This window comes from Streptomyces sp. NPDC097129, from assembly GCF_055668065.1.
On the sequence record NZ_JBVOQE010000022.1, the window covers coordinates 32,311 to 47,353 of the forward strand.

The following is a 15,043-nucleotide window of genomic DNA, read 5'->3' on the forward strand; positions in this document are numbered from 1 at the left end:
CGGTGGACGTCCGGCCCGAGCCGGTACGCCGTCACGGCATAGGCTCGCCGTCATGCCCCCGGTGAAGAAGCGCGCCCGGACCTATGACCCGGCCAAGATCCGCACCGCCGTTCACGCCCAGTTCGGGCATGTGCGCGTGGCGGTGCGCACGCTGACCCCCGAGCAGCTCGCGCTGCCCACCCGGCTCGGCGAGTGGACCGTGCGCGAGCTGGTCGCGCACCTCGGCATGACCCTGGGCGCGGCCACCCGGCTGCTCGGCCTCCCGGCGCCGGCCGGCCCGCAGGGGGCGCTGCTCGACTGGCCGTCCGCGATCGCGGCCGAGGCGCCCGGCATCGCCGGGTACGCGCGCCGGCTCGCCGAGGAGCACCCGGACCTCGACGCCTACCTCGCGGCCACCGAGGAGCGCTTCAGCGCCGGCCTCGCCGCCCACCCCGGCACCCGGCTGCTGGACACCAGCGCCGGCCCGCTGACGCTCGACGCCTACCTCGTCACCCGTACCGTCGAGCTGATCGTCCACACCGACGACCTGAACGCGGCCGTCCCGGGCCTCGACGTGCCCTTCGACCGGCAGGCGCTCGCCGCGTGCACCCGGCTGCTCGCCGACGCCCTCGCCGCGAAGGCGCCCGGCGGGGCGACCGAGGTGCGGATCCCGCCGTACGCCGTCGTGCAGTGCGTCGAGGGGCCCCGGCACACCCGGGGCACCCCGCCCAACGTGGTCGAGACGGACCCGCTCACCTGGATCCGGCTCGCGACCGGGCGGCTGGCGTGGAAGGACGCCGTCGCCGACGCGAAGGTCAGCGCGAGCGGGGAGCGGTCCGACCTGAGCGGGCTGCTGCCCCTGTCGGCCTGAACCCGCGCACTGCGGAACCGGCCGCTCCGCAGTCCCGTCCCACCGGCATGGACAGGTACAAGCAGCGCCTGACCCTCCTGGCCGCCGCCCTGCTCGTCCCCCTGGTCACGGTGGCCTGCGGCAGCGAACACGCGGGAGCGGGGCAGGCCGGCAGCGGCACCGTCAGCCCCGGGCCGTCCGTCACCGGCACCGAGTGGCGCATCGAGAGCATCACCGCGCACGGCAGCACCCAGCACCCCGGCAGCACCGCGTACCTGAGTTTCGACGCCAGGACCGGTAAGGCCGGCGGCCGTCTCGGGTGCAACCATTTCAGCGCCACCGCCACCGTGCGCGACGGGCATATCACCCTCGGGTCGCCCCTCACGACCCGGATGATGTGCGACGCCTCACTCATGCGCACCGAGCGGACCCTGCTCGGCGTCTTCAACAGCACGCTCACGTACCGCGTCGAGCCCGGAATCCTCACCCTGACCTGCGCAAACGGAACGATCATCCAAGCCGTGGCACGGCAGTGATCCGTAGGGTCCGCGTATCCCCAATTCGGACCAGTGGTCGATCTCGCCTACACTCGGGAACGTGCCACGTGGTGACGGTCGACTCAATCACGATCTGCTTCCCGGCGAAAAAGGCCCCCAGGACGCTTGCGGCGTCTTCGGCGTCTGGGCTCCCGGTGAAGAGGTCGCAAAGCTCACGTACTTCGGGCTCTACGCCCTCCAGCACCGGGGTCAGGAATCCGCGGGAATCGCGGTCAGCAACGGCTCCCAGATCCTCGTCTTCAAGGACATGGGCCTGGTCTCCCAGGTCTTCGACGAGACCTCGCTCGGTTCGCTCCAGGGTCATATCGCGGTCGGACACGCCCGCTACTCGACCACCGGGGCCTCCGTGTGGGAGAACGCCCAGCCGACCTTCCGTGCCACCGCGCACGGCTCGATCGCGCTCGGCCACAACGGCAACCTGGTCAACACCGCGCAGCTCGCGGAGATGGTCGCCGACCTGCCGAGTGACAACAACAGCCGCTCCACCCGGGTCGCGGCCACCAACGACACCGACCTGCTGACGGCCCTGCTGGCCGCCCAGGTCGACGAGGACGGCAAGCCGCTGACCATCGAGGAGGCGGCGCACGTCGTCCTCCCGAAGGTGCAGGGCGCCTTCTCGCTCGTCTTCATGGACGAGCACACCCTCTACGCCGGCCGTGACCCGCAGGGCATCCGCCCGCTGGTCCTCGGCCGTCTGGAGCGCGGCTGGGTGGTCGCCTCCGAGTCCGCCGCCCTCGACATCTGCGGCGCCAGCTACGTCCGCGAGATCGAGCCGGGCGAGTTCATCGCCGTCGACGAGAACGGCCTGCGCTCCTCCCGATTCGCGGAAGCAAAGCCCAAGGGCTGTGTCTTCGAGTACGTCTACCTGGCCCGCCCGGACACCGACATCGCCGGCCGGAACGTGTACCTCTCCCGCGTGGAGATGGGCCGCCGCCTCGCCAAGGAGGCCCCGGCCGAGGCCGACCTGGTGATAGCGACGCCGGAGTCCGGCACTCCGGCCGCCATCGGCTACGCGGAGGCCTCCGGCATCCCGTTCGGCGCCGGCCTGGTCAAGAACGCCTACGTGGGCCGGACCTTCATCCAGCCCTCGCAGACCATCCGCCAGCTCGGCATCCGCCTGAAGCTGAACCCGCTCAAGGAAGTCATCAAGGGCAAGCGGCTGGTCGTCGTCGACGACTCGATCGTCCGCGGCAACACCCAGCGCGCCCTGGTGCGCATGCTCCGCGAGGCCGGCGCCGCCGAGGTCCACATCCGGATCTCCTCGCCGCCCGTGAAGTGGCCCTGCTTCTTCGGCATCGACTTCGCCACGCGCGCGGAGCTCATCGCCAACGGCATGACCATCGACGAGATCGGCACGTCCCTGGGCGCCGACTCGCTGGCGTACATCTCCATCGACGGCATGATCGAGGCGACCACCATCGCCAAGCCGAACCTGTGCCGCGCCTGCTTCGACGGCGAGTACCCGATGGAGCTGCCCGACCCGGAGCTGCTCGGCAAGCAGCTGCTGGAGACCGAGCTGGCCGCCGGTCCCGCGGCCACAGCGGCGACCGACGCGATCCGCCGCCCGTAATTCCCGCTGTTTCACGCGGTACGACACGAAAGTTCTCAAGGTCATGTCTGAGACTGCTGGTGCCAGCTACGCGAGCGCGGGCGTCGACATCGAAGCGGGCGACCGCGCCGTCGAGCTGATGAAGGAATGGGTGAAGAAGACGCAGCGCCCCGAGGTCCTCGGCGGCCTCGGCGGCTTCGCCGGGCTCTTCGACGCCTCCGCCCTCAAGCGCTACGAGCGGCCGCTGCTCGCCTCCGCCACCGACGGCGTGGGCACGAAGGTCGACATCGCCCGCCAGATGGGCGTCTACGACACCATCGGCCACGACCTGGTCGCCATGGTCATGGACGACATCGTGGTGTGCGGCGCCGAGCCGCTGTTCATGACCGACTACATCTGCGTCGGCAAGGTCCACCCGGAGCGGGTCGCCGCGATCGTCAAGGGCATCGCGGAGGGCTGCGTGCTGGCCGGCTGCGCCCTGGTGGGCGGCGAGACGGCCGAACACCCCGGACTGCTGGGCGCGGACGACTTCGACGTCGCGGGCGCCGGTACGGGCGTCGTGGAGGCCGACCGGCTGCTCGGGCCGGATCGCATCCGCACGGGTGACGCCGTCATCGCCATGGCGTCCTCCGGGCTTCACTCGAACGGGTACTCGCTGGTGCGGCACGTCCTGCTGAACCAGGCCGGTCTGTCCCTGGACGCCCGGATCGAGGAGCTCGGCCGCACCCTCGGCGAGGAGCTGCTGGAGCCCACCAAGATCTACTCGCTGGACTGCCTGGCGCTCACCCGCACGGCCGAGGTGCACGCCTACAGCCACATCACCGGCGGCGGCCTCGCCGCGAACCTCGCCCGGGTGATCCCGGACACGCTGCACGCCGTGGTCGACCGCTCCACCTGGACGCCCGACCCGGTCTTCGACCTCGTCGGCCGCACCGGCAAGGTGGAGCGGCTGGAGCTGGAGAAGACGCTGAACATGGGCGTCGGCATGATGGCGATCGTCCCGCAGGAGTCGGTGGACGTGGCCCTGGCCACGCTGGCCGACCGCGACGTGGAGGCCTGGGTCGCCGGCGAGATCACCGGCCGCGGCGAGCACACCACCGGCGCGGAACTGGTCGGCGACTACGCGTGACGTCCGGCCCCTACGGCCCCGCCGCTCGCTGAGCGCGGGGTCCGTACGGGGCGGGAAGCCCGGATCCGTCAGGTGACGGCGCCCGCACGGCAGCACGAAACCCGGTCCGGAGCTGAGCCCCGGACCGGGTGAAACGGCGAATGCCGCGCAGCCTTATGCGCCGCGACGGTGCTGTGAGGACGGGCCGTCCTCGTCCTCCTCGTCGTCGTCCTCGTCATAGAGGTCGGCGTAGCGGGAGTACAGATCGTCGTCGTCGTGCTCATCGTCCTCGAAGCGGTCACCGTTCGGTGACTGATTCGACGTCGATGCGCCCAGCTCCTCGGCCAGGCGTGTGAGGTCAGTCCCACCGCTGTTGTACTTCAGCTGGCGGGCGACCTTCGTCTGCTTGGCCTTGGCCCGGCCGCGCCCCATGGCTCGACCCCCTCAACGACGGGGCTCGACGGCCCCAGAGTCTGACACGCGTTCATGTTCCGGCACGGACTCTCCGCGGAGAGGCCGGTCCGTAGGGCTTCCACGGTACCTGAGCCCGCGCCCATACGGTACGTCGCCCGCAGCACGCGCGTGTGCACAGGACCACCGAGGCGCCCTGTCCTCGCTGGTCAATGGCGATTTTAACCACTTATCCGAGGACGACCCGCCGGTGGAAGTGAGAGTTCTCTCGAAGTCTCCACCGGCAGGTACCGCGTGCCCGCCTGCGCGCCGGGTGGCGCCGGCGGTGCGGAACGTCAGCGTCCGCGCCTGGCCGCGGCCGCGTCGGCCATCCGCTGCTCGGCGATCCGGTCGGCCGCCGCGGCCGGCGGAATGCCGTCTTCCTTCGCACGAGCGAATATGGCCAGCGTGGTGTCGAAGATCTTCGCCGCCTTCGCCTTGCACCGCTCGAAGTCGAAGCCGTGCAGCTCGTCGGCGACCTGGATGACGCCGCCCGCGTTCACCACGTAGTCCGGCGCGTAGAGGATCCCGCGGTCGGCGAGGTCCTTCTCCACCCCCGGGTGGGCGAGCTGGTTGTTCGCGGCGCCGCAGACGACCCGCGCGGTCAGCACCGGCACGGTGTCGTCGTTCAGCGCCCCGCCGAGCGCGCAGGGGGCGTAGATGTCCAGGCCCTCGGTCCGCACCAGCGCCTCGGTGTCCGCGACGGCGGTGACGCCCTCGGTGTACCGGTCGAGGATGCGGCGTACGGCGGCCTCGCGCACGTCGGTGACGACGACCTCGGCGCCCTCCGCGCGCAGATGCTCGACCAGGTGGTGGCCCACCTTGCCGACACCGGCGACGCCGACCCTGCGGCCGCGCAGCGACGGGTCGCCCCACAGGTGCTGCGCGGAGGCCCGCATGCCCTGGTAGACGCCGAAGGCGGTGAGCACCGAGGAGTCGCCGGCGCCGCCGTTCTCCGGGGAGCGGCCGGTGGTCCAGCGGCACTCGCGGGCCACGACGTCCATGTCGGCGACGTAGGTGCCGACATCGCAGGCGGTGACGTACCGGCCGCCGAGCGAGGCGACCATACGGCCGTAGGCGAGCAGCAGCTCCTCGGTCTTGTCCCGCTCCGGGTCGCCGATGATCACGGCCTTGCCGCCGCCGTGGTCCAGCCCGGCCATGGCGTTCTTGTACGACATCCCGCGCGCGAGGTTGAGGGCGTCGGCGACGGCCTCCTCCTCGGTGGCGTACGGGTAGAAGCGCGTGCCGCCGAGGGCGGGGCCCAGCGCGGTGGAGTGGAGGGCGATGACGGCCTTCAGGCCGCTCGCGCGGTCCTGGCAGAGCACGACCTGCTCATGGCCGCCCTGCTCCGAGTGGAACAGGGTGTGCAGTACACCGACAGGTGCGCCGGTTACATCGGTCACGGTGGTGACTCCTGAGTAAGTAGCGGCGAGTGACGCGGGGCTCCATGGGGGTGGCGGGGCCCCGTGGCATGAGGGTAGAGCCTGTCACCGGCCATGCACCGCGCAGTGCCCCAGATCACCTTCTCAGGGAGTACGGGCACGTACGCGCGTGCGCGGCCGTGCGACGATTTGCATGGATTTCCCGCAGGGTGCGGGCGCGGGCCCGCCAGGTTTCCGCAGCGGCCCGCGGGGGAGGGAGCAGGCGTGCCCAAGGTGTCCTCGGTGATCGTCCCGTACGCGGCGTATCTGCGGGTGTACGAGCCGCTGGCCGCCTTCCCTGAGCCGGAGCGCGGCCACTGGGCGCGCTATGCCCGCCGCCCCGAGCGCCCCTCCTACCAGGACGAGCTGCGCCGCTCCCTGGCCGACCTGCTGCCCGTGCCCCCCGTCGCCGTGCCGGTGCACGAGAGCGACGACGCCTTCGTGCTGGAGGTGGACGGCGTGGTGTGCGTGTGCCCGTGGCGCACCCGGCTGCGCGGCTGGCAGGCGCTGGCCGGCCTGGGCGAGGAGCTGCCGAAGCCGGTGCTGGAGGCCGTCCTGCCCGAGGTGGTGCGCCGCCAGGCGGCCCAGGACTACGAGCGCTGGCGGGAGCGCAACCCCGACGCCCGGCCGTGGATCCGCACGGCCACCTGGCAGGTGCCGCTGAACTGGTTCGTGCTGGTCTCCGACGAGGAGCGCCAGTACGACAAGGGCTCCGCCGACCTGCCCCCGGTGCTGCGCTACCGCACGCCGATGGTCCAGGCCCGGCGCCGGGTGGCCCGGGCGCTGCGCACCCTGAAGGACACGATGGACGAGGGGCCGCTGGTCGAGGGCGTCGTGGACGTGGGGCGCTGGCTGGAGGAGTTCCACCCGCGCTCGCTGGTGGAGCTGGACTACGGCGGCCTGGTGCACGCGCTGCCCGCGGGGTCGCTGGAGGACGACCACTCGGCGGCCGATGTGGCCGAGGGGATCGCGGCGCTGCGGCGCGGGGACGGGGCGGCGGCCGGCGCGGCCTACGGGCGGCTGGTGGAGCGCTGGCGGTCGGTGCGGGACCTGCGGTCGGCGAACTGACATACCGCCAGCCCGTGCGACGGATGATCCGACAGAGGTTCGAGTGAAGTGATCTGCGTCACGGCCGTGACGCCGGTCACCGCGTACGGTCTACACACCGGACGGACTCCGCACTACGCGAGTTGACGGGACGTAGGCCCCGATCCGGGCGTTTGTGTCAAGCGTGACAGAACGCACTTACACCCCCCTTGCGCCCGTTACCCGCCCTCGTGCCAAAATAGGACAAGGAGTCCGGGGAGGGCTCCGTCCGCCCAACTATGCTCCACTGTGGGCGGAATCTCAGCATTGCACGCTTTGGGGGGTCTGGTATCTCCTGACGCCACTGTGACTGATCGTCACAGTGGCGTGACTGTCCGCTATGGCATGGTCCATCGGCTTCCGTCGCTGATGAACACCTGGGAGGGCAATTCCATCGGTTTGGCCGACGCGGCTGGACAGATGGTGTAGTTGTAGTGCCGAGGACAAGCCGTTCGTCCTATAACCGACTCGACTCGCGTCCGCCATTTCGGGCAACGCGGGTCAAGGTGCAGAATTTAGAGGAAAGAACCGAGAAGGTTCGGTTCTCCCGAGGAGGCCGCTCATGACCGCTCGCACCCCTGATGCCGAGCCGCTGCTGACCCCGGCTGAGGTCGCCACCATGTTCCGCGTCGACCCGAAGACGGTCACGCGCTGGGCGAAGGCCGGCAAGCTCACGTCGATCCGCACGCTCGGCGGGCACCGCCGCTACCGCGAGGCCGAGGTCCGCGCTCTGCTCGCGGGCATCCCGCAGCAGCGCAGCGAGGCCTGAACAACCGAATAACGGGCGAAACGCCAGGTCCCCCAACCTGTCGGACCGCCCGGAACCACAGCTCCAAACGACGCGGGGACTGCCCCAACAGGCCCCACGCCCACACGGAACGCAAGGGTGCGTCGTCGATCGCGCTGGACTCCGCCGGGTCCAGCGCGATCTTTTTTGTGCGCGGTGCGCCCACCGTGCGCGTCCTGGCGGGGGTCTGTGCGCGCCCTTGTCGGAGTCTGGTCGGACTCCGCGGGGATGCCCTGACGCTGGTGCAATTGCACATATTAAATTGACGGGTTGTAGGAGCGGGGTAAGAACGGGCCCTCCGCAAACTCATGCGGTGACTCCCGTCACATGCCACTGTCCTTGTTGCCCGGCACCGGAGTGCGCTAGTGGAACCGCGGGTTCCAGCATCCCCTGCGGGCAGGGGTGTTGGGCGGGTGTGCGCTCACGCCGCGCCGGGAGAGCCGGGAGGGCCCGGAGATCCGGGAGGGCCGGGAGGTTCGTCCTCCGCGGCCTCGCAGGCGGGTTGCGGGTTCGCCGGGGTCAGGACCGGGGTTGGGGCCGGCGCCGGGGGCTGGCCCTGGGCTGGTGCCGGGGTCGTGGTCAGCGCCAGCCGCAGCAGGTGGTGGCAGATCGGACAGTGGCGGGTCAGATGCCGGTACGACGAAGCGGCCGACAGATGCGCCCGGAGCAGCGCCCGCGTCTCGTGCTTCGCCGCTGCCGCCATACGCCACCTCCGTCAGCCCCGCGGGGAACGGGTTCCGTGCTTCTGGGGTACTGGCGGAATGTGACGCCGTCAAGGCCGCGTGAGCCACGCAGGGCCGCGGCGGGGCTTGTGCGACGCCCCGGAGCCTTGGAACGCACGAGGGCCCGGGTCGTCCGACCCGGGCCCTCGCCCCAAAGCAAAGGGCCCGTCCACTATCGGACGGGCCCTCATTATTGCGGTCCTGACGGGATTTGAACCCGCGGCCTCCACCTTGACAGGGTGGCGAGCACTCCAAACTGCTCCACAGGACCAGGCGTTGCGGCGCTTGCCGTGCTTGCGCTGCGAGAAGGACTGTACAGGAGGGTGAGCCCACTGGTCGAACTCACCCTCCGCGCACACCCCGCTACGGCGCGGCCGCGTCGATCGCCTTCACGATCCGCTTGTCCGAGACCGGGTACGCCGTGCCCAGCGCGTGGGCGAAGTAGCTGACCCGCAGTTCCTCGATCATCCAGCGGATGTCCAGGACCTGCTGCGGAACCGGCCGCCCCTGCGGCATCTGCTCCAGCAGCCACGCGTACTCGTCCTGCATCTCGTGGACCTTCTCCATGCGCGTGGTGTCCCGCTGCACGGCCGTCGGCATCTGCTGGAGCCGCCGGTCCGCCGCGATCAGATACCGCATCAGGTCCGGCAGCCGCCGCAGCCCCGCCGCAGTCACGAAGCCCGGCTTCACCAGGGCGTCCAGCTGCCCGCGCACGTCCTGCAGGTTCGCCAGCAGCACCGGGCTGCGCACGGCCTTCAGACGGCGCTCACAGGCCTGCCAGGCGGCCAGCACCTGCTGGACCTGGCCCACCGTGCGCACGGTCGTGTCCACGATCTCCGCGCGCACCTTGTCGTACAGCTTCCGGTAGGACTCCTCGTCCCAGGCCGGGCCGCCGAAGTCGGCGATCAGCTTGTCCGCCGCCGCCATCGCGCAGTCGTCGAACAGCGCCTGGATCGAGCCGTGCGGATTCGCCGACAGCGCGAGCTTCTGGGCGTTCGTCAGCTTTTCGGATGCGAACTTCGCCGGGTTGACCGGGATGTTGCGCAGGATCAGCCGGCGGGTGCCCTTCCACATGGCCTCCGCCTGCTCCGCCTCCGTGTCGAAGAGGCGAACGGAGACCGTGTCGCCGTCGTCCACCAGCGCCGGGTACGCCTTCACCGGCTGGCCGGCGCGGCGGGTCTCGAAGACGCGGGTCAGCGTGCCGATCGTCCAGTCCGTCAGCCCCTTGCGCTCCAGCGACTCCCCGCCCTGCCGGGACGCGGTCGCCGCGGCGGCCTGCGAGAGGGCCTTGCGGGCCTTCGGCTTCAGCTGGAGCCTCAGCGCCTCGAGATCCTTGTCCTCGGCCAGCTTGCGGCGCCGCTCGTCGACGATCCGGAACGTGATCTTCAGGTGGTCGGGGATCCTCGCCCAGTCGAAGTCCTCCGCCTCGAAGGGCACCCCCACCATGCGCTTCAGCTCACGGGCCATCGTCGTGGTCAGCGGCTCCTGAAGGGGCACCGCCTTCTGCAGGAACGCCTTCGCGTAGTTCGGCGCGGGCACGTAGTGGCGGCGGATGGGCTTGGGAAGGGACCGGATCAGCTCGGTGACCAGCTCCTCCCGCAGGCCCGGGATCTGCCAGTCGAAGCCCTCGCCGGTGACCTGGTTGAGGACCTGGAGCGGGATGTGGACGGTCACACCGTCCGCGTCCGCGCCCGGCTCGAACTGGTACGTCACCCTGAACTTCAGATTCCCCTGCTGCCAGGAGTCCGGATAGTCGGCCTTCGTCACCGACTCCGCCGCCTCCCGGACGAGCATCTCCCGCTCGAAGTCCAGGAAGTCCGGCTGCTCGTGCCGCTTGTGCTTCCACCAGGAGTCGAAGTGCGCGCCGGACACGACGTGTTCGGGCACCCGCTGGTCGTAGAAGTCGAACAGCGTCTCGTCGTCCACGACGATGTCACGGCGGCGGGCCCGGTGCTCCAGCTCCTCGACCTCGCTCAGGAGCCTGCGGTTGTCCGAGAAGAACTTGTGGTGCGTGCGCCAGTCGCCCTCCACCAGGGCGTTGCGGATGAACAGCTCGCGGCTGGCCTCGGGGTCGATCCGGCCGTAGTTCACCTTGCGCTGGGCGACGATCGGCACGCCGTACAGCGTGACCTTCTCGTACGCCATCACCGCGGCCTGGTCCTTCTCCCAGTGCGGTTCGCTGTACGTCCGCTTGATCAGGTGCCCGGCGAGCGGCTCCACCCACTCGGGCTCGATCTTCGCGTTGACCCGGGCCCACAGGCGCGACGTCTCGACGAGCTCCGCGGACATCAGGAAGCGAGGCTGCTTCTTGAACAGCGCCGAGCCCGGGAAGATCGCGAACTTCGCGCTGCGGGCGCCCACGTACTCGTTCTTGTTGCCGTCCTTGACGTCCTTCATCCCGATGTGGGACAGCAGACCGGCGAGAAGCGACACGTGCACGCGGTCGGCGGGCGCGTCGTCCTCGTTGACGTGGATGCCCATCTGCTTGGCGACCGTGCGCAGCTGCGCGTAGATGTCCTGCCATTCGCGAATGCGCAGGAAGTTCAGGTACTCCTGCTTGCACATACGGCGGAAGGAGCTGGACCCGCGCTCCTTCTGCTGCTCGCGGAGGTACCGCCACAGGTTGAGGTAGGCGAGGAAGTCGCTGGTCTCGTCCTTGAAGCGGGCGTGCTGCTGGTCTGCCTGGGCCTGCTTGTCGGCGGGGCGCTCACGCGGGTCCTGGATGGACAGCGCCGCCGCTATGACCATGACCTCGCGGACACAGCCGTTCTTGTCGGCCTCCAGCACCATCCGGGCCAGACGCGGGTCGACGGGCAGCTGGGCGAGCTTGCGGCCGGTGTCGGTCAGGCGCTTGCGCGGGTCCTTCTGGGCCGGGTCCAGGGCGTGCAGCTCCTGCAGCAGCTGGACGCCGTCACGGATGTTGCGGTGGTCCGGCGGGTCGATGAAGGGGAACTTCTCGATGTCGCCGAGGCCGGCCGCGGTCATCTGCAGGATGACGGAGGCCAGGTTCGTACGGAGGATCTCGGCGTCCGTGAACTCCGGGCGGCCCTCGAAGTCCTCCTCGCTGTACAGGCGGATGCAGATGCCGTCGGAGGTACGGCCGCAGCGGCCCTTGCGCTGGTTGGCGCTGGCCTGGGAGACCGGCTCGATCGGCAGCCGCTGCACCTTGGTGCGATGGCTGTAGCGGCTGATGCGGGCGAAGCCGGGGTCGATGACGTACTTGATCCCGGGGACGGTCAGGGAGGTCTCGGCGACGTTGGTCGCCAGAACGATCCTGCGCCCGGTGTGCGGCTGGAAGACCCGGTGCTGCTCGGCGTGCGAGAGGCGGGCGTACAGGGGAAGGATCTCGGTGAACCTGTACTGCTTCTTCGTCAGCGCGTCCGCGGTGTCCCGGATCTCCCGCTCACCGGAGAGGAAGACGAGGATGTCGCCCTTGCCCTCCGCCATCAGCTCCTCGACGGCGTCCGTGATCGCGGTGATCTGGTCGCGGTCGGCGTCGTCGCGGTCCTCTTCGAGCAGGGGCCGGTAGCGCACCTCCACGGGATACGTCCGGCCGCTGACCTCGATGATCGGAGCGTTGCCGAAGTGCCGGGAGAAACGCTCCGGGTCGATGGTGGCCGACGTGATGACGACCTTGAGGTCGGGGCGCTTGGGCAGGAGCTGGGCGAGATAGCCGAGCAGGAAGTCGATGTTCAGGGACCGCTCGTGGGCCTCGTCGATGATGATCGTGTCGTAGGCGCGCAGCTCGCGGTCGGTCTGGATCTCGGCGAGCAGGATGCCGTCCGTCATCAGCTTGACGAAGGTGGCGTCCGGGTTCACCTGGTCGGTGAAGCGGACCTTCCAGCCGACGGCCTCGCCCAGGGGAGTCTTCAGCTCCTCCGCGACGCGCTCGGCGACGGTGCGGGCGGCGATCCGGCGCGGCTGGGTGTGCCCGATCATGCCGCGCACGCCCCGGCCCAGCTCCAGACAGATCTTCGGGATCTGCGTGGTCTTACCGGAACCCGTCTCACCGGCGACGATGACGACCTGGTGATCGCGGATGGCGGCCGCGATGTCGTCCTTCTTCTGGCTGACGGGCAACTGCTCGGGATAGGTGACCGCGGGCACACGCTCGCGGCGGGCGCTCATCCGCTCCGCGGCCTTGCCGACCTCGGCCTCGATCTCGGCGAGGACGGCGGCGCGGGCCTCCGGCTTGCGGATCTTGCGCGCACCTTCGAGCCTGCGCCCGAGCCGGTGCGCGTCACGCAGGGACAGCTCGGTCAGACGGGGCGCGAGGGCGCCGAGGGCGGGGGCAGGGTGCGTAGACATACGCGATCCAGGATCTCACCTCGCCCAAAAGACTGGCGAACGATTTGCTCCGGGCGACCGGTGGGCGGGGCCGACGGGGTGTGGACAGCGTCACATGGCCGGAAGTTGATCACCCGGTGACCGGACCTGAGCACGCCGCCGCCCACTTGGTCGCGGGCTGCACCGAGACCCGCTGACCCATACGAGAACACCCCCTCCGGAATCCCGGAGGGGGTGTGGGCCCTGAAAGGGCTGTTGTGGCTGGGGCCGGGGTCGAACCGGCGACCTTCCGATTTTCAGTCGGACGCTCGTACCAACTGAGCTACCCAGCCACGAGGTTTCACGTGAAACCTCAGCGGTCCTGACGGGATTTGAACCCGCGGCCTCCACCTTGACAGGGTGGCGAGCACTCCAAACTGCTCCACAGGACCAAGTGGTGTCTGCGCTTGCCTTCGGCTGACGCCTAGGACAGTGTCGCACACGATACTGCGTGCCCCCAACGGGATTCGAACCCGTGCTACCGCCTTGAAAGGGCGGCGTCCTAGGCCGCTAGACGATGAGGGCTATCGGCCCGCCTGGGCGCTTCTCAGCGCGTCGGGGACGTGAGAAGCATATGGGATGGCGGGGGGTATCGCCAAAACGGTTTCAGCGGCGGGCGGGCGACGGCGACGACGGGGTGGCGGCCGGCGGGGACGACGGGGCGGGTGAGCCGCCGGGCTGGTTCTCCTTCGGCAGGTGGCGGCTGACCTCGGCCGTCGTCAGGCCCAGTCCGCCCAGTTCGATCTCGTCCCAGGCCTGCAGGCGGTGGGTGTCGCGGTCCAGGTAGAGGATCGACGCCTCGATCGGGTCCGGGTGCTTTCCCTCCACCGCGCGCAGTCCGCTGCCGCCCGTGGATCCCTCGACGCGCAGACGCGTGCCGTAGGGGAGCAGCTCGGTCGCCTCGTGGTGGATGTGACCGGCCAGGACCAGCGGCACCTCGCCGTCCGTCTGGCGGGCCGCGACCGGTTCGTGGGCGATCGCGATGTCCACCGGCGTGCCCTTGGCCTTCTGGTCGCGCAGGGCGGAGGCCAGGCGCGCGCCGGCCAGTTCCTCCGCCGCGTCGCCGCCCGGCTCGACCGAGCGGTCGGGGGTGTACTGCGGATCGCCGGTGCCGGCGAAGCGCAGTCCGGCGACGGACACGGCCCGGCCGTCGTCCAGGACATGGACGTTCTTCATCCGCTCCAGGTAGTGCTGCGTGGTGGCCGAGTCGTGGTTGCCCCGCACCCAGATGTAGGGCGCGCCGAGGTCCCGTACGGGGTCCAGGAAGCCGTTCTCGGCGGCCGTGCCGTGGTCCATGGTGTCGCCGGAGTCGACGATCACATCGACCTTGTACTGCTGCACCAGCGAGCCGATGATCTTCCAGCTCGCCGGGTTGAGGTGGATGTCGGAGACGTGCAGGACGCGGATGGTCGTCGGGTCCGGCTGGTAGGCGGGGAGGGTGGAGGTGACGTCGTACAGCTTGGTCACGTTCGTCACCAGGCGGGCCAGTTCCTTCTGGTAGACGTCGAATTCGGTCACGATGCTGCGTGCGTTGCCGACGACCGAGGGCGCGGAGGAGAGCAGGCCCGAGAATTTCGGCTCCAGCACGGACTTGGGGTTCCAGGTCGCGTACGCCGTCACTCCGCAGGCGGTCAGCAGGGCGAGGGCGAGGCCGCCGGCGGCCAGGGCGCGGCGGGGGCGGCGGTAGACCGCCAGGCCCAGAGCCGTCGCGCCGATGACGACGGCCACGCAGGAGCGGACGGCCAGGTCGAGCGTGCCGTGCTCGACGTCCCGGGCGACCTCGTCCTGGAGGCCGGAGATGCGCTCGGGGTGGTCGACGAGGGCCTGGGCGCGGTCCGGGTCGAGCTGGTCGACGTTGACGTCCAGGCGGACGGGGGCGATGTGGCTGTCCAGGTGGAGCGCGCCGAGCGGCGAGACGTTGATCTTCGTGCCGCCGTCCAGGGACGGGCGCAGCGTCATGGTCGTGTCCATGGGGCCGACAGGCACCCGGACGTCGCCGACGACCAGCAGGCCCAGCCAGGCGCCGAGCAGTACGACCGCGATCATGCCGCAGGCGCGCAGCCAGGGGGAGGGCTGGTCGTCGAGGGTGAGCGGGGTGGGGCGGGGTCGTTTCGTGCGGTGACGGGCTGCGGCGAGGACGCGGACCATTGGTGCCGTATGCCCAGGTGCGGGTGCGGATATGCGGCGCCGTACGGCGGTCGCGGGAGG

Annotated in this window: 11 protein-coding genes and 4 tRNA genes; 6 read left to right on the forward strand and 9 right to left on the reverse strand. The window is 70.3% G+C overall.

The window, feature by feature from the left end; translation table 11 throughout:
* The first annotated feature begins 52 nt into the window (after window positions 1-52).
* The 4 genes from AC0B9F_RS36315 (at window position 53) to purM (ending at window position 4,064) form a co-directional block, all read left to right on the forward strand.
* Window positions 53-850 carry a maleylpyruvate isomerase family mycothiol-dependent enzyme gene (locus AC0B9F_RS36315; RefSeq protein WP_472009855.1) on the forward strand — a complete coding sequence of 266 codons (798 nt, stop codon included), beginning with the start codon at window positions 53-55 and terminating at the stop codon, window positions 848-850.
* Window positions 851-897: 47 nt separating this feature from the next.
* Entirely contained in the window at window positions 898-1,365 is a 468-nt protein-coding gene (locus AC0B9F_RS36320) for an META domain-containing protein (protein WP_472009857.1), read from the forward strand.
* A 61-nt stretch (window positions 1,366-1,426) separates the two neighbouring features.
* A complete protein-coding gene (gene purF, locus AC0B9F_RS36325) occupies window positions 1,427-2,956 on the forward strand; it encodes an amidophosphoribosyltransferase (RefSeq protein ID WP_472009858.1) in 1,530 nt (509 codons plus the stop codon).
* Between the two features lie 43 nt (window positions 2,957-2,999).
* Window positions 3,000-4,064, forward strand: a complete 1,065-nt coding sequence (gene purM / locus AC0B9F_RS36330; protein WP_472009860.1) for a phosphoribosylformylglycinamidine cyclo-ligase — start codon at window positions 3,000-3,002, stop codon at window positions 4,062-4,064.
* A 153-nt stretch (window positions 4,065-4,217) separates the two neighbouring features.
* On the opposite strand, the gene AC0B9F_RS36335 is transcribed toward purM, so the two are convergent.
* A complete protein-coding gene (locus AC0B9F_RS36335; protein WP_472009862.1) occupies window positions 4,218-4,475 on the reverse strand; it encodes a DUF3073 domain-containing protein in 258 nt (85 codons plus the stop codon).
* Between the two features lie 314 nt (window positions 4,476-4,789).
* On the reverse strand, window positions 4,790-5,896 hold the full coding sequence (locus AC0B9F_RS36340) for a Leu/Phe/Val dehydrogenase (protein ID WP_472009864.1): 1,107 nt from the start codon (window positions 5,894-5,896) through the stop codon (window positions 4,790-4,792).
* Window positions 5,897-6,139: 243 nt separating this feature from the next.
* On the opposite strand from AC0B9F_RS36340, the gene AC0B9F_RS36345 reads away from it, so the two are divergent.
* The gene (locus tag AC0B9F_RS36345) at window positions 6,140-6,982 is read left to right on the forward strand and encodes a DUF8083 family protein (protein ID WP_472009866.1); all 843 of its coding nucleotides are present in this window, start codon (window positions 6,140-6,142) and stop codon (window positions 6,980-6,982) included.
* Between the two features lie 580 nt (window positions 6,983-7,562).
* Window positions 7,563-7,769, forward strand: coding sequence for a developmental transcriptional regulator BldC (gene bldC, locus AC0B9F_RS36350; RefSeq protein ID WP_003949541.1), 207 nt, complete (start codon window positions 7,563-7,565; stop codon window positions 7,767-7,769).
* Between the two features lie 439 nt (window positions 7,770-8,208).
* Here the strand turns inward: bldC and AC0B9F_RS36355 are convergent, their stop codons facing one another.
* The 7 genes from AC0B9F_RS36355 to AC0B9F_RS36385 form a co-directional block, all read right to left on the reverse strand.
* On the reverse strand, window positions 8,209-8,490 hold the full coding sequence (locus AC0B9F_RS36355; protein WP_472009868.1) for a DUF6274 family protein: 282 nt from the start codon (window positions 8,488-8,490) through the stop codon (window positions 8,209-8,211).
* Window positions 8,491-8,705: 215 nt separating this feature from the next.
* Window positions 8,706-8,780 (reverse strand) — tRNA-Asp (locus AC0B9F_RS36360).
* 92 nt (window positions 8,781-8,872) lie between these two features.
* Window positions 8,873-12,817 (reverse strand): ATP-dependent RNA helicase HrpA, encoded by a 3,945-nt coding sequence (hrpA, locus tag AC0B9F_RS36365; protein WP_472009870.1) that lies wholly within the window; start codon window positions 12,815-12,817, stop codon window positions 8,873-8,875.
* A 237-nt stretch (window positions 12,818-13,054) separates the two neighbouring features.
* Window positions 13,055-13,128 (reverse strand) — tRNA-Phe (locus AC0B9F_RS36370).
* A 24-nt stretch (window positions 13,129-13,152) separates the two neighbouring features.
* Window positions 13,153-13,227: transfer RNA gene (locus AC0B9F_RS36375), tRNA-Asp, on the reverse strand.
* Between the two features lie 60 nt (window positions 13,228-13,287).
* A tRNA-Glu gene (locus AC0B9F_RS36380) sits at window positions 13,288-13,360 on the reverse strand.
* An 81-nt stretch (window positions 13,361-13,441) separates the two neighbouring features.
* Window positions 13,442-14,983 carry a metallophosphoesterase family protein gene (locus tag AC0B9F_RS36385; protein WP_472009872.1) on the reverse strand — a complete coding sequence of 514 codons (1,542 nt, stop codon included), beginning with the start codon at window positions 14,981-14,983 and terminating at the stop codon, window positions 13,442-13,444.
* Window positions 14,984-15,043 lie beyond the last annotated feature (60 nt).

Coding starts and splice junctions, on each gene's coding strand:
- AC0B9F_RS36355 (WP_472009868.1), bottom strand. CDS start 8,490: ATGGCGGCAGCGGCGAAGCACGAGACGCGGGCGCTGCTCCGGGCGCAT.
- AC0B9F_RS36335 (WP_472009862.1), bottom strand. CDS start 4,475: ATGGGGCGCGGCCGGGCCAAGGCCAAGCAGACGAAGGTCGCCCGCCAG.
- AC0B9F_RS36385 (WP_472009872.1), bottom strand. CDS start 14,983: ATGGTCCGCGTCCTCGCCGCAGCCCGTCACCGCACGAAACGACCCCGC.
- purM (WP_472009860.1), top strand. CDS start 3,000: ATGTCTGAGACTGCTGGTGCCAGCTACGCGAGCGCGGGCGTCGACATC.
- AC0B9F_RS36315 (WP_472009855.1), top strand. CDS start 53: ATGCCCCCGGTGAAGAAGCGCGCCCGGACCTATGACCCGGCCAAGATC.
- AC0B9F_RS36320 (WP_472009857.1), top strand. CDS start 898: ATGGACAGGTACAAGCAGCGCCTGACCCTCCTGGCCGCCGCCCTGCTC.
- hrpA (WP_472009870.1), bottom strand. CDS start 12,817: ATGTCTACGCACCCTGCCCCCGCCCTCGGCGCCCTCGCGCCCCGTCTG.
- bldC (WP_003949541.1), top strand. CDS start 7,563: ATGACCGCTCGCACCCCTGATGCCGAGCCGCTGCTGACCCCGGCTGAG.